General features: G+C 68.6%; 17 protein-coding genes. 8 read left to right on the forward strand and 9 right to left on the reverse strand.

The window, feature by feature from the left end:
• The first annotated feature begins 138 nt into the window (after positions 1–138).
• From paoA to AAHG03_RS01620, 3 genes are read left to right on the forward strand one after another with little or no spacing between them, the layout of a single operon-like run.
• Positions 139–789: an aldehyde dehydrogenase iron-sulfur subunit PaoA gene (gene paoA, locus AAHG03_RS01610; RefSeq protein ID WP_342148243.1), complete on the forward strand. Its 651-nt coding sequence runs from the start codon at positions 139–141 to the stop codon at positions 787–789.
• 11 nt (positions 790–800) lie between these two features.
• Positions 801–1,775: an FAD binding domain-containing protein gene (locus tag AAHG03_RS01615; RefSeq protein ID WP_342148244.1), complete on the forward strand. Its 975-nt coding sequence runs from the start codon at positions 801–803 to the stop codon at positions 1,773–1,775.
• 10 nt (positions 1,776–1,785) lie between these two features.
• Entirely contained in the window at positions 1,786–4,020 is a 2,235-nt protein-coding gene (locus tag AAHG03_RS01620; protein WP_342148245.1) for a xanthine dehydrogenase family protein molybdopterin-binding subunit, read from the forward strand.
• A 159-nt stretch (positions 4,021–4,179) separates the two neighbouring features.
• Here AAHG03_RS01620 and AAHG03_RS01625 read toward each other — a convergent pair whose 3' ends face one another.
• The 4 genes from AAHG03_RS01625 to AAHG03_RS01640 form a co-directional block, all read right to left on the reverse strand.
• Positions 4,180–4,779, reverse strand: a complete 600-nt coding sequence (locus tag AAHG03_RS01625) for a cysteine hydrolase family protein (RefSeq protein WP_342148246.1) — start codon at positions 4,777–4,779, stop codon at positions 4,180–4,182.
• A 234-nt stretch (positions 4,780–5,013) separates the two neighbouring features.
• Positions 5,014–6,288 (reverse strand): efflux RND transporter periplasmic adaptor subunit, encoded by a 1,275-nt coding sequence (locus AAHG03_RS01630; protein ID WP_342148247.1) that lies wholly within the window; start codon positions 6,286–6,288, stop codon positions 5,014–5,016.
• Entirely contained in the window at positions 6,285–6,881 is a 597-nt protein-coding gene (locus AAHG03_RS01635; RefSeq protein ID WP_342148250.1) for a hypothetical protein, read from the reverse strand. Before AAHG03_RS01635 ends, AAHG03_RS01630 begins: the two co-directional genes overlap by 4 nt.
• 179 nt (positions 6,882–7,060) lie before the next feature.
• Complete coding sequence (locus AAHG03_RS01640) at positions 7,061–10,297, reverse strand: efflux RND transporter permease subunit (RefSeq protein ID WP_342148251.1); 3,237 nt, start codon at positions 10,295–10,297, stop codon at positions 7,061–7,063.
• Between the two features lie 336 nt (positions 10,298–10,633).
• Between AAHG03_RS01640 and AAHG03_RS01645 the strand changes: the two genes are divergently transcribed.
• From AAHG03_RS01645 to AAHG03_RS01665, 5 genes are all read left to right on the forward strand, one after another.
• Positions 10,634–10,966 carry a hypothetical protein gene (locus AAHG03_RS01645; RefSeq protein ID WP_342148254.1) on the forward strand — a complete coding sequence of 111 codons (333 nt, stop codon included), beginning with the start codon at positions 10,634–10,636 and terminating at the stop codon, positions 10,964–10,966.
• 14 nt (positions 10,967–10,980) lie between these two features.
• Entirely contained in the window at positions 10,981–11,433 is a 453-nt protein-coding gene (locus AAHG03_RS01650; RefSeq protein ID WP_342148256.1) for a prepilin-type N-terminal cleavage/methylation domain-containing protein, read from the forward strand.
• Positions 11,430–12,209: a prepilin-type cleavage/methylation domain-containing protein gene (locus AAHG03_RS01655; protein WP_342148257.1), complete on the forward strand. Its 780-nt coding sequence runs from the start codon at positions 11,430–11,432 to the stop codon at positions 12,207–12,209. Before AAHG03_RS01650 ends, AAHG03_RS01655 begins: the two co-directional genes overlap by 4 nt.
• Positions 12,206–13,066: a type II secretion system minor pseudopilin gene (locus AAHG03_RS01660; RefSeq protein ID WP_342148259.1), complete on the forward strand. Its 861-nt coding sequence runs from the start codon at positions 12,206–12,208 to the stop codon at positions 13,064–13,066. The genes AAHG03_RS01655 and AAHG03_RS01660 overlap by 4 nt, the downstream gene beginning before the upstream one ends.
• Before the next feature lie 333 nt (positions 13,067–13,399).
• Complete coding sequence (locus AAHG03_RS01665) at positions 13,400–14,086, forward strand: heme-binding protein (RefSeq protein WP_342148260.1); 687 nt, start codon at positions 13,400–13,402, stop codon at positions 14,084–14,086.
• Between the two features lie 9 nt (positions 14,087–14,095).
• On the opposite strand, the gene AAHG03_RS01670 is transcribed toward AAHG03_RS01665, so the two are convergent.
• From AAHG03_RS01670 to rsmD, 5 genes are all read right to left on the reverse strand, one after another.
• A complete protein-coding gene (locus AAHG03_RS01670) occupies positions 14,096–15,421 on the reverse strand; it encodes an NTP/NDP exchange transporter (RefSeq protein WP_342148262.1) in 1,326 nt (441 codons plus the stop codon).
• Entirely contained in the window at positions 15,418–16,143 is a 726-nt protein-coding gene (locus AAHG03_RS01675; protein ID WP_342148264.1) for an NADPH-dependent F420 reductase, read from the reverse strand. The genes AAHG03_RS01670 and AAHG03_RS01675 overlap by 4 nt, the downstream gene beginning before the upstream one ends.
• A complete protein-coding gene (locus tag AAHG03_RS01680; RefSeq protein ID WP_342148265.1) occupies positions 16,133–17,050 on the reverse strand; it encodes an aldo/keto reductase in 918 nt (305 codons plus the stop codon). Before AAHG03_RS01680 ends, AAHG03_RS01675 begins: the two co-directional genes overlap by 11 nt.
• 98 nt (positions 17,051–17,148) lie before the next feature.
• On the reverse strand, positions 17,149–18,576 hold the full coding sequence (locus tag AAHG03_RS01685; RefSeq protein WP_342148266.1) for a calcium-binding protein: 1,428 nt from the start codon (positions 18,574–18,576) through the stop codon (positions 17,149–17,151).
• 244 nt (positions 18,577–18,820) lie between these two features.
• Complete coding sequence (gene rsmD, locus AAHG03_RS01690; RefSeq protein ID WP_342148267.1) at positions 18,821–19,384, reverse strand: 16S rRNA (guanine(966)-N(2))-methyltransferase RsmD; 564 nt, start codon at positions 19,382–19,384, stop codon at positions 18,821–18,823.
• Between the last annotated feature and the right edge of the window lie 12 nt (positions 19,385–19,396).

Below are 19,396 nucleotides of genomic sequence, written 5' to 3' on the forward strand. Positions count from 1 at the left end.
GAACATCCGAACGGCTGCGCCATAGAGGCGCGGCGGGCCGCCGGGATCAACCCGGCGGCTTGCGGCGTTCCGCCTCCAGATTTCGATCCATTCCAGACTGGGCGCTCGCCGCCCGGCGGATGAGCGGGACGGCGAGGCATGACAGCACGTTCGACGCGGGACACGCGGTTCGATCCGACGCGCCGCGGCATCATGGAGGGCTGCGCCGCGCTGGCCACCCTCGGGGCGACGCTCCGCGGCAAGGCGGTGGCCGCCCCGGCCGCGGGCGATCCGCAGCCGCAGACCATGCCGGTCTCGCTCACCATCAACGGCCAGCAGCACGACCTGACGCTCGATACCCGCACGACGCTGCTCGACGCCCTGCGCGAGCACCTCGACCTCACTGGCTCGAAGAAGGGCTGCGACCACGGCCAATGCGGCGCCTGCACCGTGCTGGTGAACGGGCGGCGCATCAATGCGTGCCTCTCGCTCGCCGCCATGCACGAGGGCGACGAAGTGACGACCATTGAGGGGCTGGCCCAGGGCGAGGCGCTGCACCCGCTGCAGGCCGCCTTCCTGCACCATGACGGCTTCCAGTGCGGCTACTGCACGCCGGGCCAGATCTGCTCCGCCGCTGGCATGCTGTCGGAACTGGAAGCGGGCTGGCCGAGCCATGTCACCGACGACCTGACCCAAAAAGCCTCGCTCACCGACGCGGAAATCCGCGAGCGGATGAGCGGCAACATCTGCCGCTGCTCGGCCTATCCCAACATCGTCGCGGCGATCCGCGACGCCTCCACCAAGATCTGAGGGCGGAGCCCATGAAAGCCTTCGCCTACGAGCGCCCCGCCACGGTTCAGGACGCCGCCCGCCTCGCGTCCGAGCGCCCCAACGCCCGCTTCATCGCGGGGGGCACCAACCTGCTCGACCTGATGAAGCTACAGATCGAGACGCCGGCGACCCTGATCGACGTGAACCGCCTGCCGCTCGCCGAGGTCTCCGATACCTCCGACGGGGGGCTCCGCATCGGCGCGCTGGTGCGCAATTCCGACCTCGCGGCGCATCCCCGCATGCGCCAGGACTACGCGGTGCTTGGCAAGGCCCTGCTCGCGGGCGCCTCGGGACAGCTCCGCAACAAGGCCACCACGGCCGGCAACCTATTGCAGCGCACCCGCTGCTACTACTTCTACGACACGTCCAAACCCTGCAACAAGCGTGAGCCCGGCTCGGGCTGCGCGGCCATCGGCGGGTTCAACCGCATCATGGCGGTGCTCGGCGCGAGCGACGCCTGCATCGCGACGAACCCCTCCGACATGAACGTGGCCATGCGGGTGCTCGACGCCACCGTCGAGACGATGGATGCGCAAGGCCAATCGCGAAAAATTCCGATGGCCGAGTTCCATCGCCTGCCCGGCGACACGCCGCAGATCGAGACGAGCCTGAAGCCCGGCGAACTCATCACCGCGGTGACGCTGCCGAAGCCGATCGAAGGCGTTCACCTCTACCGCAAGGTCCGCGACCGCGCGTCCTACGCCTTCGCCACCGTGTCGGTCGCGGCAATCATCACCAAGGGGGAGGGCGGTAAGCCGAGGTCCGCCAAGCTCGCCTTCGGTGGGCTCGCCCACAAGCCCTGGCGGGTCGAGGCGGCGGAGGCCGCTCTGGTCGAGACCGGCTCGGCGGATGCCGCTTCCGAGAGGGTGCTGGAGGGTGCCCGCGGCTACGGCTCGAACGACTTCAAGATCCCGCTCACCCGCCGGACGCTGCGCGCGACCGTCGCCGAAGCCTTGCGCGTCTGAGGGCCCGATCATGGATATGAACCAGCCGATCGGCACGACGCCGCTGGACCGGGACGGCGGCCTCGTCGGGCGCCCGATCGACCGCATCGATGGGCGCCTCAAGGTGACGGGCCGCGCGCCCTACGCCTACGAGGTGCGCGACCTCAAAAACCCGGCCTACGGCTTCGTCGTCGAATCGACCATCGCCAAGGGCACGATCCGCCGGCTCGACATCGACGCTGCCAAGCGCGCGCCGGGCGTGCTCCTCGTCCTGACCCACGACAACGTGCCGGAGCAGGGCGAGAAGAAGGAGCAGGTGTTTCCGCAATTGCAGGGCACCGACATCCGCTTCCACGGCCAGCCCATCGCCTTCGTGGTGGCCGAGACCTTCGAGCAAGCCCGCGCGGCTGCCGCCCTGGTGAAGGCGGATTACGCGGTCGACAAGCCCCAGGCCTCGCTGCGGGAGGCCAAGCCCAATGCGGTCGAGCCGAAGGCGATGCAGACGCCGCCGGATTCGAAGCTCGGCGATTTCGACGGGGCGTTCGCCGCCGCGCCGGTGAAGCTCGACGTGGAATACACCACCCCCGTGCAGATCCACGCGCAGATGGAGCCGCACGCCACCCTCGCGAACTGGGAGACCGGCCCGGACGGCGAGCGGCTGACGCTCTACACCGCCAACCAGATGCTCAACCGCGGCCAGGCCTCGCTCGCGCAGGTGCTGAAGCTCAAGCCCGAGAACGTGCGGCTGATCTCGCATTACATCGGCGGCGGCTTCGGCTCGAAGCTGCAACCGCAGCCCGAGGCGACGCTGGCGGCTTTGGCGTCGAAAAGCCTCAAGCGCCCGGTGAAGGTGGCGCTGACGCGCCAGCAGGAATTCCACGTCGCGACGCACCGCTCGGACACGATCCAGCACATCCGGCTCGGCGCCGACGCGAACGGGCGGCTGACGGCCATCGCCCACGAATCGTGGTCGGCGGCGACGCCCGGCGACGGGTTCTACGAGACGTCCGCTAACGTCACCCGCGCGCTCTACGCGGCGGAGAACCGGATCACCCAGCATCGGCTGGCCAATCTCAACAAGCCCGTCGCCTCGGCGATGCGGGCGCCCGGCGAGGCGGTGGGGCAGCTCGCCTTCGAGTGCGCCATGGACGAGCTGGCCGAGCAGCTGAAGCTCGATCCGGTCGAATTGCGCATCCGCAACGAGCCGGAGCAGGACCCGGAGAAGAAGGTCCCGTTCTCGACCCGCCAGCTCGTCGCCTGCATGCGCGAGGGTGCCCAGCGCTTCGGCTGGGACAAGCGCGGCGCGGTCGGCGCGACGCGGGACGGGCAGTGGCTCGTCGGCATGGGCATGGCGGCTGCCGCTCGGCTCAACCCGCTGATGCCGTCGCAGGCGTCGGTGCGGCTCAACCCCGACGGCACGCTGACGGTGCGGATGGCGATGACCGATATCGGCACCGGCACCTACACCATCCTCGCCCAGATCGCGGGCGAGATGATGGGGCTGCCGGTCGAGCGCATCCGCGTCGAGATCGGCGACACCGCCTATCCGAAGGCCGCGGGCTCCGGCGGCTCGTTCGGGGCCGGCTCGGCGGGCTCGGCCCTCTACGTCGCCTGCGACAACCTCCGTCAGGCGCTGCTGACGCAGAGCGGCCTGAACCCGGAAGGCGCCATGTTCGCCGACGGGCGCGTCCAGTCCGGCAACCGCTCGGAGGCGCTGACCGATCTCGCCGGCGCGCAAGGCATCGAGGCCAAGGGCGAAATCAAGCCCGGCGCGATGAAGGAAAAGTTCTCGCAACATTCCTACGGCGCACATTTCGCCGAGGTCGGGGTCGATGCCGACACCGGTGAGATCCAGCTGCGGCGGATGCTCGGAGTGTTCACCGGCGGGCGCATCCTCAACCAGAAGACCGCGCGCTCGCAGGCGCTCGGCGGCATGATCTTCGGCATCGGCGCGGCGCTGATGGAGGCCGCGGAGGTCGACACCCGGTACGGCCATTTCGTGAACCACGATCTGGCCGAGTACCACGTGCCGGCGCATGCCGACGTGCCGGCGATCGACGCGGTGTTCCTGCCCGAGCTCGACGACAAGGCGAACCCCTTGAAGAGCAAGGGGCTCGGCGAGGTCAGCATCTGCGGCGCGGGCGCGGCGCTGGCGAACGCGGTCTACAACGCCACCGGCGTGCGCATCCGCGAATACCCGCTGACGCTGGACAAGGTGCTCGACGGCTGGGACGAGCGGGACGGCCACGCGCAGAGGCGGACCTGAGGCGGCTCCTCCACCCCTCGCCCTCATCCTGAGGTGCCGCGAAGCGGCCTCGAAGGAGGGCTCCAGGGATCGCTGAGCGAACTGGAGCCCTCCTTCGAGGCTACGCTTCGCTCCGCACCTCAGGATGAGGGGAGCTGGTGGGATGAGCCGCCTAAAAAGCTATCCGCGGATCGCCCCTTGATCCGGCGCCACGACGGCAAACAGATCGGCGAGCGCCGCGAGGCTCGCCGCCTGCAATGCCGCGGCCGGGACGGTGCCGCCGTCCGGGCCCGGCAGGGCGCGGGTGGCGGTGGCCGACGCCACGACGGTCGGGCGGAAGCCGAGGCTGAAGGCGCTGCGGGCGGTCGAGTTCACGCACATATGGGTCATGAAGCCCGCCACGATCACGTCCTCGACGCCCGCGGCCTTCAACTGCGCTTCGAGATCGGTGCCGACGAAGGCGCTCGGATAGGCCTTGGTGACGACGGCCTCGCCGTCCCGCGGGGCGACCTCGTCGCTGATCTGACCGATCGGCGCGGTGACGTCGTAGGGCGAGCCGGGACCGGCATCGTGGCGCACGTGGAACACGGGAGTGCCGGCGGCGCGGGCGCGCTCCAACAGAGCCGCCGCCTCGCGGATCGCCGGCTCGACGCCCTCCAACCGCATGATGCCCTCGCGGTAGGTGTTCTGCAGATCGATCATCAGCAGGGCCGAACCCTTCAGCGCGGCGGGCTCCGGCGGCAGGCCGGAGAGGCTGCGCAGGGTCTTGAGATCGGTCATGGCGGATTTTTCCCTTTGGGCGTTTCCGGCCGGGATGTGAGCCGAGACGGAGCGCGGGCGCAACCGGCCGAAAGTCGACGAGCGGCCGCGATCCCTCCCGAATCCCTCATCCTGAGGTGCCGCGAAGCGGCCTCGAAGGAGGGCTCCAGTTCGCTCAGCGATCCCTGGAGCCCTCCTTCGAGGCCCGCCGAGGCGGGCACCTCAGGATGAGGGTGTGGATGGGATCACCGTGGATCAGCGCTGCGCCGAATGCGTCGGCTTCTCCGGCTGCGGCGCGATCTTGCCGCCTTCCTTGAGGTCGGCCGGCGGGCTGAGGATCAGGCGCTCGCCACCCGAGAGCCCCTGATCGATCTCGACGGTGGTGCCCTTGTCGCGGGCGATGTGGACGTTGGCCCAGGTCGCCGTGTCGTCCTCGCGGGCGAGCGCGACGCGGGTGCCGCCCTGGTTGAACACGAGCGCTTCCGCCGGCACCGCCACCGTCGGGGCGCCGGTGCGGGGGATCGCCAGCGTCACGTAGACGTAGAGGCCCGGCCGCAGCACCCGGTCGGGGTTCGGCACGTCGACCTGGGTCGTGAGCGTGCGGGAGGAGGCGAGCAGCGCCACCGAGGAGCGCTCGACCTTGCCGGTGAAGGTGCGGCCCGGCATCTGCGGCACCTTGATCTCGGCGGCCACGCCCGGCCCGACGCCGATGGCGGCGTTCTGCGGCACGTTGACGGAGATGCGCAGCACGTCGTCCCGGTCCATCGACAGGAGCGGCGTGCCCGAACCGGCATCGGCCTGGACGAGGTCGCCGACATCGACGTTGCGGGCTGTGACCACCCCGTCGAACGGCGCCGTGACGATCTCGAAGCCGGTCAGCGCCTTGAGCCGGCCGACGGTCGCCTCCTGCGCCTTGATGTTGGCCTCGGCCACCTTCACGTCGGCCTCGGCCGAGGCGAGGTTGGCGGCCTGCGACAGCACCCCGGCCTGGGTGTTGTCGGCGTTCTGCTTCGAGGCCCAGCCCTGGCCGGCGAGCGTCGAGGTGCGCGAGTTCGTCACCTGCGCGAGGTTCACGTTGGCTTTCGCCTGATCGACCATCGCCTTGGCGCGCAGCAACTGCGCCTGGAGTTGGCCGAGCTGCGCCTCGGCTTGGGCGAGCTGCTGGTCGAGATCGGGGGCGGCGATGCGCAGGAGCACGTCGCCCTGCTTCACCCGCGCGCCGAGATCGACCCGGCGCTCGGCGATGTAGCCGGTGGCGCGGGCGAAGATGCGGGCGGTGGCGAAGGGCTCGGTCTGGCCCGGCAGGGTCAGAGAGACGGGGCCTTCGAGACGCTTGGCCTCCACCGTGCGGAGCTTCGGCACGAACGCGTTCTGCCGCCGCTGCGTCTCCTCGGCGCGGGCCGCGCGCTCGGCATGCCCGTGCGCGCCCCACGCGATCAGCCCCGCGGCGACGAGGGCGGCCAGAAGGAAGCCGCGCTTGCGCGGGGGCGGCGGGATCTCGGCCGTAGGCTTGTCGTCTCTCGTGCTCACGGGCGGGTCCCAGCATCGTAGCTTCGGTTGGACGAGGGCATCATAGCCTCACTCGGAGGGGCCTTGTTGCTTGTGACCGTGCGGTCGCAAGCTCTGGATAAATCTATGCCTCTTCGGTCCGCGACACACATAAAATACAAAAACATCAACCCCATGAATGTTAAAACATGAACCCCCATCAAGACCATGACGGGTCGTCCGTCGCCGCGAGCGAAAAATTCAGCAACGATATTGGAATATTGCGTTGCAAACATCCAAAACCAGGCAGCAATGGCACAAGGCACCGCCGAACAAAACACAAAATAAATATACGTCTTTCCAAGCATCCTTGCCCTTATGATGGCGCAGCGGTAGATAGAATAATAGTTTTGCTTAATACAATGCAATGCCCAGACAGTCATAAATACCAAGAAAAATGCCAAAGCCAATTTTGCTGCGTGAATACCATCAAATGAAGGATGGTACGCATTTTCATATTTTATAATGTGCAAAGAAATCAGGGCCACTCCTGAAACGGCGAGCATCCGTCCCATGATTTCTTTGAAGCATTCCGTAGCCTTATCCGAAGCGCACGCTTTCAGCACTCGCAGCATCGACACCTCCGGGCACGCACGCAAATTCGTCTGCTCGGCAGTTTACTGCAACAATGAAAACCCGATGTATACATTTTAAGATTTTGAGTTGTGGTTCGACAACGCAATAGTCCGCCCGCTGCCGCTCAGGCGAGACGCACGTCCGAGCCGAACCGTGACACGATTCTCCGGGGCCCCCATCAGACATAATCCTGAAGCGGCTTGACCTCGCCGCGGCGCAGCAGGGTGTAGAGGAACGGCACGAACAGCAGCGTCGCGGGCGTGCCGAGCGCGATGCCGCCCATGACGGCGCGCGCGAGCGCGGCGTTCTGCTCGCCGCCCTCGCCGGTGCCGAGCGCCATCGGGATGAGCCCGAGGAACATCGCCCCCGCGGTCATCAGCACCGGGCGCAGCCGCGTCTCGCCCGCGGCGATGGCGGCCTCGTGCGCCGAGCAGCCGGTCGCCTCGCGGTGTTCCTTGGCGAAGGTGACGAGCAGGATCGAGTTGGCCGACGCGATGCCGACCGACATGATCGCGCCGAACAGCGAGGGAATCGAGAACGCCGTGTTGGTGATGAACAGGGCCGCGACGATGCCGCAGAAGGCGATGGGGAGGGCTGCCAGCACCACGAAGGGGTCGCCCCAACTCTGATAGTTCACCGCCATCAGCAGATAGACGGCGACGAGCGCGATGCCGAGGCCGATGCCGAGGCGGAAGAAGGCCGAGCGCATGTTCTCGATCTGGCCGCGCACGGTGATCTTGTCCGGCGCCGGCAGCGCCTTCTGTTCTTCCTGGACGATCTTGTCGATCTCGCGGGCGACGGAGCCGAGGTCGCGGTCCTGCACCGCGGCGTAGACGTTGAAGGTCGGCTGGGTGTTGACGTGGTTGATCACCGTCTGGGTCGGCTGGCGGGTGATGGTGGCGACACTCGACAAGAGCGTCAGCGCGCCCGGCCCGAACCCGCCGGTCGTCGAGGCGCGGGCGAAGAGCGGGGTGTTCTGGAGCGCGGTGAGCGAATCGTTGCGGTATTCCGGCGTCTGCACCCAGAGTTGGTAGGGGATGCCGGTCTTCGGATCGGTCCAGAAGTTCGGCGTCACCTGGAAGGAGCCCGACAGCGACACGTTGAGGCTCTGGGCCACCTGCTGCTGCGTCAGGCCGAGCTCGGAGGCGAGGCGCCGGTCCACGTCGATGTAGAATTGCGGCACGTCCACGATCTGGTGGAGATGCACGTCGACGAGGCCGGGCATGGCCTTCAGCCGCGCCTCGATCCGGCGGGCGGCGGCCAGATCCTTCTCGGTGTTGCGGCCGGAGACCTGCACGTCGATCTGCGAGATGACGCCGAAATTGAGGATCTGGGTGATGATGTCGGAGGGCTGGAAATAGACCGTCAGGTCGGGGAAGCGCTCGTGCAGGGTTTCGCGCAGACGGCGCATGTAGTCCGAGACCGGGCCGTGGCCTTCCTTCAGGTCGATCAGCATCTGCCCGTCGTTGTAGGACACGAACGAACCGTCGGAGAAGGCGAAGTTGTAGTTGTTCGACGGCAGGCCGATATTGTCGAGGATCTGCCCGATTTCCTCCGCGGGAATCACCTCGCGCACGACCTTCTGTACCTCGGCGAAGACCTGCTCGGCGGTCTCGATGCGCATGCCGGCCCGCGTGCGCAGGTGGAGCGTCATCTGGCTCGATTCGACCTGCGGGAAGTAGTCCTGGCCCGTATGGACGAACAGCACGCCGGTGCCGGCGAACAACAGGCCGACCAGCGTCAGCGTCGCGAAGCGGCGGCGCAGCACCACGTGCAGCAGCCCGACATAGCCGCGGTGGAAGCCCGTGAACCACGCCTCGAACCGGCGGCGGAATCCGCCCGCGAGCCAGAAGACGGGCCGCGTCAGCCACGTCGCGGCGCGCGCGATCCGGCCCCGGCGTGGCGCCTCGTCGTCGCGCCCGTGATGCTGGAGGTATTCGCGCTCCACCAGCACGTCGATCATCACCGGGACGAGCGTGCGCGACAGCAGGTAGGAGTTCAGCATCGCGAACACGACCGCGAGCGCCTGCGGCGTGAACAGGTATTTCGGCGTGTCGGTGAGTGCGAAGACCGAGACGAAGGCGGCGCAGATCGACAGCGTCGAGATCAGCGCGGGCTTCGCGATGCCCGCCGCGCCCTCGACCACGGAGTTGCGGAACGGGCGCCCCTCCTCGAACAGGCGGTAGGTGTTCTCGATGGCGACCGTGGCGTCGTCCACGAGGATGCCGACCGCGAGCGCGAGGCCGCCGAGCGTCATCACGTTGATGGTCTGGCCGAGCGCGGCGAGGATCGCCAGCGAGGTCATGATGCAGAGCGGGATCGAGACCAGCACGATCAGCGTCGAGCGCCACGAGCCGAGGAACAGCAGGATCGTGAGCCCCGTCAGCGCCGCCGCGATGGCCGCTTCGTGCAGCACGCCCTCGATGGCCGCCGAGACGAAGACCGACTGGTCGAACAGCGGCTTGATCTCCATCCCCTCGGGCGCCGCCGCGCGGATGTCGGGGAGCGCCGCCTTGAGGTTGTTGACGACGTCGAGCGTCGAGGCGGTGCCGTTCTTCAGGACGCGCATCAGCACCGAGGCCTGCCCGTCGGCCCGCACGATGTTGACCTGCGGCGGGCCGCCGTCGCGGACGTAGGCGACATCGCGCACCAGCACCGGCTGGCCGCCGACGACCCGGATCGGCATCTCGTTGAGGCTCGTGATCGCGTCCGGTGTCGCGTTCATCTGCACCGGGTATTGCTGCTCGCCGATCTTGGTGAGCCCCGAGGGGATCGTCAGGTTCTGCTGGGTGACGGCGTTGGTCACGTCGAGCGGCGTCAGGCCGAGCGCGCGCAGCGCGTGCAGGTCGAGATCGACCATGATCTGGCGCGGCGCGCCGCCGAACGGGGAGGGCAGCGTCGAGCCCGGCACCTGCGTCAGGCGCTGGCGAATGCGGTATTGCGCGTAGTCGTAGACCTTGTTGAGGCTGTCCTTGGTCGAGGTCAGCGCGAGCTGGATCACCGGCACCGAGGAGGCGGAGAAGCGCACGATCACCGGCGGCTGCACGCCGGGCGGCATCAGCGCGCGGATCGAGTTCGTGGACGAGACGATCTGGGCGATGGCCAGATCGATGCTGACCGACTGGTCGAAGTAGATCTTCATGATCGACGTGCCTTGCAGGCTGGTCGATTCCATCCGGGCGATGTTGTTGACGTTGTTGGAGATTCCGAACTCGGAATAGGTCGTGATCCGCTTCTCCATCTCGGGCGCGGACAGACCCGTATAGGTCCAGACCACGACGACGACGGGGATGTCGACGGTGGGCAGCACGTCTTTGGGGGTGACGACGACCGCGCCCACGCCGCCGAGCATCATCAGCACGGCGAGCACGTAGGTCGTGATGCGGAACTTGAGCGCGTACTGAACGAGACCCATGCCGATCCTTGGTATGGGGCGGAGCCGGGCGGCACACAGAGCCCGGCCATGTTTCCGTTCTATGTCCGGATACGCGCCGGAACAGCGGCGCGCCGCCATGCCGCAGCGGGGTTAAGCCTTCCGGGGTAGGCTGCCAAGCGCCGGGACGCATCCTAACACTGTAGACTGCTCGGGCTGTAACCGTCCGCATCCCCCATTCGGGGGATTTGTACTGATTCCCCAAGATGTTGCCGAAATCCCACGTCGGCCGATTTCGTGCCGGAAACTTCGTCGCGCATGGACGGTGCGTCCGGGACGGCCTATAGCGGTCAAGCTTCGTTCATCGGATTCGCCTCGATGACCCATCCGCGGCCGGTCCTGCTCGTCCTGCTCGGTCTGGGCTCCGTCGCGCTCGTGTCGCCCTGCATGGCGCAGACGCTGCCGCGGGCCGGGATGTCCGGCTCCGAGGTCGGCATGGACTTTTCCGCCCGGCCCCTGCGTGGCGGCGGGGCAGGGCGCCCGGAGGCCGACGCGGTGATCCGCGCGCCCAAGGGCGCCGGGCGCAGCCGCACCCTCGTCCTCGGCACGCCGGAAGAGATCGACCGCCCGGTGGCGGAGAGCGGGGAGGGCGGCTGGCCGGTCGATCTGCGCCGCTTCATGCCGCCGCGCTCCGCCGCGGCCGAGCCCTGAGGCGGGCCCCCGCGATGCGCGACCCCTCCCATCGCTGCGGTCGAGCCGGCTTCACCCTGCTGGAGACGGTGCTGGCGCTGGCGCTGATCGGGCTTGTGGCGACGCTGGCGCTGCCCCGCGGATCGCCGCGCGACAGCGGCACCTCGCTGCGGATCAAGGCCTACGAGGTGATGGCGCTGCTGCGGGCCGACCGGGACGCGGCCCGCGCCGGCGGCGCGCCGGTGACCGCCCGCGTCGATCTCGTCGAACGCATTCTTCGCTCCGGCGCCTCGGAACGCGCCGTGGCGCTGCCGCCGCGGATGTCCGTGCGCGTGTCGGAGGGGCTCGCCGGCGGCGTGCGCTTCTTCCCCGACGGCACCGCCACCGGCGGCGAGATTTTTTTGGCACGTCCGGGACTGAGCGGTTTGCTCGCCGTGCGGATCGACGGCCTGACCGCCGCGGTCGATCTCGACGAGGGCCGCTCATGACGCGCGCCCGCACCCCTCGCCGCGACGCGAGCGGCGGCTTCCTCATGGTGGAGGCGCTGGCGGTGCTGGCGATCAGCGCCGCGATCCTGCTCGCCCTCGGCTCGCTCACCCGGCTGATGCTGCGGCAGGCCGATGCTTTGGCCGAGCGCACCACCCGGCTGGAGAGGGCCGAGCAGGGGCTGTCGGCGCTGTCGCGCGACATCGGCCGGATGGCGCGGGCGCGCTGGGACGGGCCGGAGCGGGAGCGCTTCGTCTTCGCGGGCGAGCCCTGGCGCCTGCTCTTCGCCCTCGACCGCCCCGCCGCCGACGGCAGCGCGCTGTCCGAGACCGTGGCGGTGCTGCTGCGCAGCGAAGGCGAAGGCGCGTCGGGCCGCGTGACCCGTGCCGAGGCGCCGCTGCCGCCGGGCCTGTACGGCCCGGACGCGCTGGCCTTCGGCCCGGAGCGGGTGCTGTACGAGGGCCCGGCCCGCATCCGCTTCGCCTACGTGGCGCCGCGTACCAACACCACGCCGGAACTCATCGTCGATGCGTGGCCCCCGCTCGGCCCGCCGCCGGTGGCGGTGCGGGTAGGCTTGGCCGATCCCGGCACCGGCGACGTCGCCTCCGCCCTGCGGGTGCCGGTGCGGGCCGAGGGCGAGCCCGGCTGCATTCGCGCCCGGACGCATTACTGCAGCCGCACCGAGGAGGGCGGGGCCGACGACGACGCGGCGATCGGCGCCCTGCTCAACGCGGTGACGCAGGACCGCGCCGCTCCGCAGAGGCGCAACGGGCCATGAGCAACAACAGAGGCCCGCGCGACGGCTTCATCCTCGTGGCGGTGCTCGGGGTCATGGCGCTGCTCGCGAGCCTGCTCGGCGGCACCACCGTGCTGGTGCGGGCCGCCTTCGAGGGGGTGCAGGCGAAGTCCGACGACCTCGCGCTCGACGGGCTGGTGCGGGCCGGGCTCGATCTCGCGGCCTACGAACTCTACGGGCTGAAACTGCCCCCGGCCCTGATCGACGGCCAGGAAATCCGGTTGGACGCCGGCACGGTCGTCCTCTCGGTCACCGACGAGGCCGGGCGGATCGACCTCAACGGCGCCGCCCCGGCCCTGCTCGCCGCCGCCTATCGGGCCATCGGGGGGCGCAGCCTTCGCCCGGAGGTGTTCGCCGCGCGGGTCGTGGCGTGGCGCGACCGCTACGAGCCGAAGGACGGACAGCCCCCCCCGCGCCAGCCCGACGGCAACGCCCGCCCGCATCGCCGCGAAGGGTTCCGCAGCGTTGGCGAGTTGCGCTGGCTCCCCGGCCTCACCGCCGCCGAGGCCCAGGCGCTGTCCGGGCTCGTCACCGTCAACAATCCCGGCGGCAAGGTCGATGTGACGAGCGCGCCGCTGCCCGTACTGCTGGCGCTGCCCGGCATGCAGGCGCCGCTCGCCCAGCAGATCCTGACCCTGCGCCGCCGCCCCGACGGGCCGGAGCGCATCCTGCCGCTCCTGAAGGCGCAGGGGGATGTCGTCGCGACCAAGGGCGGGGCGGCCCACCGCATCCGCCTGGAAGCGCGCCGCGGCGCGGGCGCCCTGCGCCGGGCCGAGGCGGTGATCACCCGCGCGCCGGCCAAGCTCGCGCCGTACTTCGTGGTGGAGTGGTCGGGATAGGAGGCACGAGCGCGCCGACACGTGAAGGCGACCCGAGCCGGACTCCCATGGAGTTCGGCCGATGATCCTATTGTTTTTCTCCGTAAAACAATCCGTCCTCGAAATTCGCCTTCGAAATCAATCTTGATTGCGTTCTGGCATGAAATTTCAATCCAGAATTAACGATAAATATTTCCGATCTTTCCCTGGCATGGTAGCCAATACCCACTCCGCGTGATTCGAATCGCGGAGCCGGCTCTTCGGAGCCCAACAGAGGGTTGGGAAATGTCGTATTCGAAAAAGAGGACCGGGACCGTCGCAGTCCTGGGAGGCGCACTTCTTTCCGCGATGCTGATGTCGAGCCCCGTCCGGGCGGCCGAAGAGGCTTCGGTCTCGTGTCCGGTGACGCAGTCCGAGTTGCGGACCGCGGTGAACCGGGCCGCGACCGCGGACTCGACCGGTCTCAACAATCACTTCTGGGCGGTGGCCGTGAATCGTTCGGGCACGGTCTGCGCCGTCGCCTTCTCCGGCGCGACGGTCTACTCGCAGTGGCTCCTGAGCCGCCAGATCGCCGCCGCCAAGGCCTTCACGGCCAACGGCCTCAGCCTCGACGCGCCGAAGGGCCCGCTCTCCACCGCGCAGCTCTACGGCTTCGTCCAGCCGAGCCCGAGCGGCGGCAACCCGCTGTTCGGCCTGGAAGGCGGCAACGTGCTCGATTCCAACGCCGCCTTCGCCGGCGACGTCTCGACCTTCGGCACCGTGAACGACCCGATGGTCGGCAAGCGCGTCGGCGGCACGATCACCTTCGGCGGCGGCCTCGCGCTCTACCGCGGCAACACCGCCATCGGCGGCGTCGGCGTCTCCGGCGACACGGCCTGCGCCGACCATTCGGTGGCGTGGCGCATCCGCACCTCGCTGGGCCTCGTGCCCCCGTCGCTGACCGACACCATCACCCTGTCGTCGAGCGCCACCCCGACCACCGGCGGCCATCCGCGCTGCCCGAACGATTCGGGCACCCAGGGCCAGACCGCGACGAACTGAGCGTTCCGCTCAAAGAGTGTCCTCTCCCCGGCCCGCCGGGGGGAGGGCACCCTCGCGTTCGGCCTGCGCCTGTCGCGCGACCTGCGCCCGGCCGAGCCAGAGCGCGTTGGCGAGCCACGCCGCCGAGAGCGGCACGGCGACGATCGCCGCCGCGTGGCCGCCGTAGCCGAGCGCCGAGAGCCCGGCATAGGACCACGCGCCGACCTGATCGCCGAGCCGATAGACCACCGTGTCGATGAAGCTTTTCGCCTTGTAGCGGTCCTCCCGCGGGACCACCGTGAACAGCACCTCGCGGATCGGCCGGGCGATGGCGAAGTTGCCGGCCCGGCGCAGCACGTAGATCACGACGACCACGCCCACCGTCGGCGACAGCGCGAGGGCGGCGAACCCGACGATGCTCGCGAAGGGCAGCAGCGCCAGCGTCACGCCGACGCCGAGCCGCTTCACGATGCGGCCGGTGAAGAACAGCTGCACCCCGAGCGTCAGGGCGTTCACCGCGAGATCGACGGTGGCGAAGAACGCCGTCTGCGCGCCCTTGTCGGCGAAGCTGCGCTTGGCCACCGCCGCCTGCTCGAAATACAGGAACGTCGCCGTCACCGAGAACAGCATCAGGAACAGCGCGATGTTGAGGAGGTAGGGCGAGGCGACCGTCCGCCTCACGCCGGCCCACACGTCGCCGCCGATGGTCTCGCCGGCGCGCGCCTCCTCCGGCACCGCGTGCAGCCGCCCGATGATGCCGGACAAGCCCCGCATGGCGAAGACCGCGGCCTCCAGGAGCAGGGCGGCGGCGACCAGCAGCGCCCAGGTCGGCACGTCGCGGGCAAGCGTCGCCGTCACCGCCGAGCCGCAGATCGCGCCGAGCGTGGCGCCCGCGGCGATGAAGCCGAACAGGCGCTTGCCCTGCTCCGTGGTGAACACGTCCACGATCGTGGCCCAGAAGATCGACACCACGAACAGGTTGAAGATCGACAGCCAGACGAAGAAGGCCCGCCCCACCCAGACCGCCGTCTCGCCCTCAGTCACCGCGATCAGGCCAGCGAAGATCAGGATGTTGAGAATGAAGAAGCGGTAGGTCAGCGGCACGAAGCGGGCGCGCGGCAGGCGCTTGACCAGCCACGCGAAGGGCAGATTGAGCGCCAGCATCCCGACGAGTGTGGCCAGAAACAGCCAGGGCAGGTTTTCCAGCCCGCCCGCCACGCCCATCTGGTCGCGGATCGGGCGGAGCACGTAGTAGCTCGCCAGGAGCGCGAAGATGTAGGCCCAGGACCACGCGAGCGCCGGCCCCTCGCCCGGCCGCACATCGACGAGGCGCGCGAGCCGGGCGGACAGGCTCAAGGCGCGACCCCGAGCTTCGCCTTCAGCTCCGGCGCCGACAGGTCGTGGCCGAAACCGGGCGAGCCCATCGCGAACTTTTTGGCCGATTCCAGCTCGCCGACGACCACGGGATCGAAGCCGGCATCGCTCACGAGCGTGCGGGCCGTCTCCAACGCCTTGGGGTCGTCGCCCGCGATCGGCACCGCCATGCGGGGCTCGGGACGGCCCGCATTCTTGAGAAAGATCTTGTAATTGGCCGCATTGAAGGCCCGCACGATCCGCGCGCCGGGCAGGTATCGGGCCGAGACCGCGCCGATCCCGTCCTTCTCCACCTCGTCGTAGATTTCGCCGTCGCGCGCCTTCACGGCGTTGCCGGCATCGATCACCACCTTGCCCTTGAGCGCGGCGGCGTTCTCACGTCCCAGCTCGGGATAGGCCTTGTAGGGCACCGCGATCAGCACGGCGTTGCCGAACGCAATGGCCTCCGCCGGGGTGCCGGCCCGCGCCTTGGGGCCGAGTTCCTCGATCAGCGGCTTCAGCTCCTCCGGATGGCGCGAGGAGAAGAACACCTCGTAGCCCGCCTTGAGCCACAGCCGCCCGAGCGTGCCGCCGATATTGCCCGCCCCGACGATCCCGATTTTTTTGGGATTTTCGGACTGAGCCACGGCAGGCAGCGCGAGCGTGCACAGCAGAGCCGCGAGGACGCTGCGCCGCGCGAAAGTCCCAAAAAAATCAAACCGCATCGATGAAGGCCTCCATCTTGCGCCGCTCGGACGCATCCGGCAGGCGCCCGCGCGCGGCCCCCATGTTGTCCTCGACGTATTGCGCCTTGGCCATGCCGGGGATCGGGCAGGTCACGGCCTCGTTGGCGAGCACGTATTTGAGGAAGAACTGCGCCCAGCTCGCGCAGCCGAACTCACGCGCGAAATCCGGCACCGGCTTGCCCTTCACCGCATTGAACAGCCGGTCGCGCCCGAACGGCACGTTGACCATCACGGCCACACCCCGCTCAGCCGCCAGCGGCAGGATGCGCTCGGCGGCCTTGCGGCTGTCCAGCGCGTAGTTGACCTGAAGGAAGTCGAGCTTTTCGCGGCTCAGCACCGTTTCCAGCTCCGGGAACTGGTCGTCGCGCCAGACCGTGACGCCGACGTAACGGATGCGGCCCTTCTCCTTGAGCCCGCGCAGGATCGCGAGGTTGCTCTGCGTATCGATCAGATTGTGGACCGCGATCAGGTCAATCTTTTCCGTGCGCAGGCGCTTGAACGAGCGCTCGGTCTCGGCCTCCGCCGCCTCGCGCCCGGTCGCCGCGACCTTGGTGGCCAGGAAGATCTTTTCGCGCATCCCGTCGAGGATCAGACCGAGCACGTCCTCGGCGGTGCCGTAGCTCGGCGCGGTGTCGATGACCTTGCCGCCCAGCGCGACGAAGCGCTCCACCGCCTCGCGCAAGGGGGCGGTGGCCTCCGGCGTCACCGCGACCTCGTAGCGGCGCGAGGTGCCGATCCCCATCGCCGGCAGCCGCTCGCCGCTGGACGGGATCGGCCGGACGATCAGCGGTTCCTCGGCGGCGCGGGCCGGCGGCGCCCCCTTGAGCGTGGCACCGGCGGCGGCGAGCGCCGCCCCGTGCAGAAGCGTTCGGCGGGAGATCGACATGGGGCCTCCTTCGCGGGCGTGCCGGACGGAGATAGGGCGGGAGGCCGGAAAGGGGCAGCGGGGCGCGTCGGCGCCCTGCCGTCAGGTTGGAGCCGCCTTCAACCGATGAGGAAGTCGGCGTGGGTGATCGCGACCTTGTTGTCGAGCACGGCGAACTTCACCGCCGCCGCCTTGCCCGAGCCGTCGGCATCGTAGAACAGCTCCCCCGTCGCCTGCTTGTACAGGATGCGGTCCGCGGCATCGACCTTGTCTGTGCTGATGTTCTTGAACGCGCTCTCGGCCAGCTGGCCCGGCGCCAGCGCCGAGAAGATGCTCTTGCCGAGCCGGATCGTGTCCTCGGCCGCGAAGTCGGTGATCCGATCGACGTTGTTCGCGCCGAGCGCGCTCGCGAACACGAAGGTATCGGCGCCACGACCACCGGTCAGGACATCGTGGCCGCCCTTGCCCTCCAGACCGTTGGTGCCGGCATTGCCGACGATCGTCTGGCCGAACTCGTTGCCGGCGAGGTTGAGCCGGGCTGTACCGGTCGAGGACAGAAGCTGGAGGCTTTCGATCTCCTGCCCGGCCTTGAGCGCGTAGCTGACGGTCGTCAGCACCTTGTCGACGCCGCCCCTGGCGGACTCGACGATCGCGTCACGGCTGTTGTCGACGAGGTAGGTGTCGTTGCCGAGGCCGCCCGACATCCGGTCGGCGCCACCCTTCCCGTCGAGGACATTCGCACCGTCGTTGCCGACCAGCGTGTTGGCGAACTCGTTTCCGGACAGGTTGAGCTTGGCCTTGCCCGTCGCGGGAAGCAGCTTGAGGGTCTCGACCTGCTGCTTGGCGGCCAAATGGTAGCTGACGCTGGACAGGATCGTGTCGGATCCCTGTCCCGCAGCTTCGAAGACTTGGTCGAGGGCGTTGTCGACGAGGAACGTGTCGTTGCCGGCGCCGCCGTAGAGAAAATCGGCACCTCCCTTCCCGTCGAGGGTGTCGTTGCCGGCATTGCCGTACAACGTATCGACCTTGCGGGTGCCGATCAGCGTATCGGCGCCCTTCCCACCCTTCAGCACGATCCCGTCGTCATCGATGATCGTGAATGTCGCGGAGGCGACCGGGGGAGTTCCGTGATAAGGATCAAGAACGGAGAGGTAGAAGCTTATCTTGAACTGCTCATTGCTCTCGCTGTAGTTATCGGGATTGATGATGAGCTCGACGCTGCTGCCGCCACCGCTAAGGGCGAACTCGTCCGCGGGCTCCCCCCCGACTCGATTGCTCCAGAAATTGTCCCAGAAATCACCGTAACTACCCGTGATCGGCTCGATCTTCCAGTAGAACGACTTGTAGATCGGATTAATCTGATCGAGCTGGAACGATATCGTCTTTCCGCTCGCCCCAACAGCATTGGTACCCTCGACGATACTCGTCCCGAAGCTGCTCGAAATGACGTAATTCTTGTTCTTGGATATGACTTGCATAATTGCCTCTGAGCAGAGAGGAATGACGCTGAAGGAAGCCTCTCGACCGTCGAGGCGTTCTCTGCACACGGGCAGGGACGCTCGCCGTTAGCGAACCGCGACGGATCGGGTCAACCAGAAATGCCTATCGTCGCGCACAAGATCGAACGATGTATCTTGGTCGCAACATCATATTTGAATGAAACGCCATGCGAAGCGTCGGCGCTCGCAAGCAACACGAATGCGGATTTCTTATGAATAGAACCTGCGCATATGAATTGCGGGACCTCGCCGAGGAGACGACGGGCGATTCCCTATCGCCGACGTCGATATCTCATCCCTCGAACCGCGCGAAGGTCACCGCGGTCTCGCCGTAGGCCCGGCGCTCCAGCTCCGAAAACCCTTCCGGCAGGACCGGGCCGGCGCTCGCCACCTCCTCGACGAGGACGAGGGCGCCCATGGCGAGCCAGCCGCCCCTGGCGGCGGCGGTGAGCGCCGCGGGGGCGAGACCCTTGCCGTAGGGCGGGTCGCAGAAGACGAGCGTCGCGGGCGGGTCGGCGCTGGGGCCGAGGCGGGTCGCGTCGCGGCGGATCAGGCGGGCGCGGGCATCGAGCGCCGCGAGGTTGTCGCGGATCAGGCCACCGGCCTCGCGGCCGTCATCGACGAGGAGGGCCGAGGCCGCCCCGCGCGACAGGGCCTCGAAGGCGAGCGCGCCGGTGCCGGCGAAGAGGTCGAGCACCGTCGCGCCCTCGACCGCGTCGTCGTAGGCGTGGGCCAGGACGTTAAACAGGGCCTCGCGCAGGCGGTCGGAGGTCGGGCGGATGCCCTCGCCGCGAATACCATTGTCCTTGGGCCCGGCGAGCCGGCGCCCGCGCCACTCGCCGCCGACGATCCGCACGCCGCCTCAGCC

It is taken from the genome of Methylorubrum subtropicum (assembly GCF_038442325.1).
Taxonomy (GTDB): Bacteria; Pseudomonadota; Alphaproteobacteria; order Rhizobiales; family Beijerinckiaceae; genus Methylobacterium; species Methylobacterium subtropicum.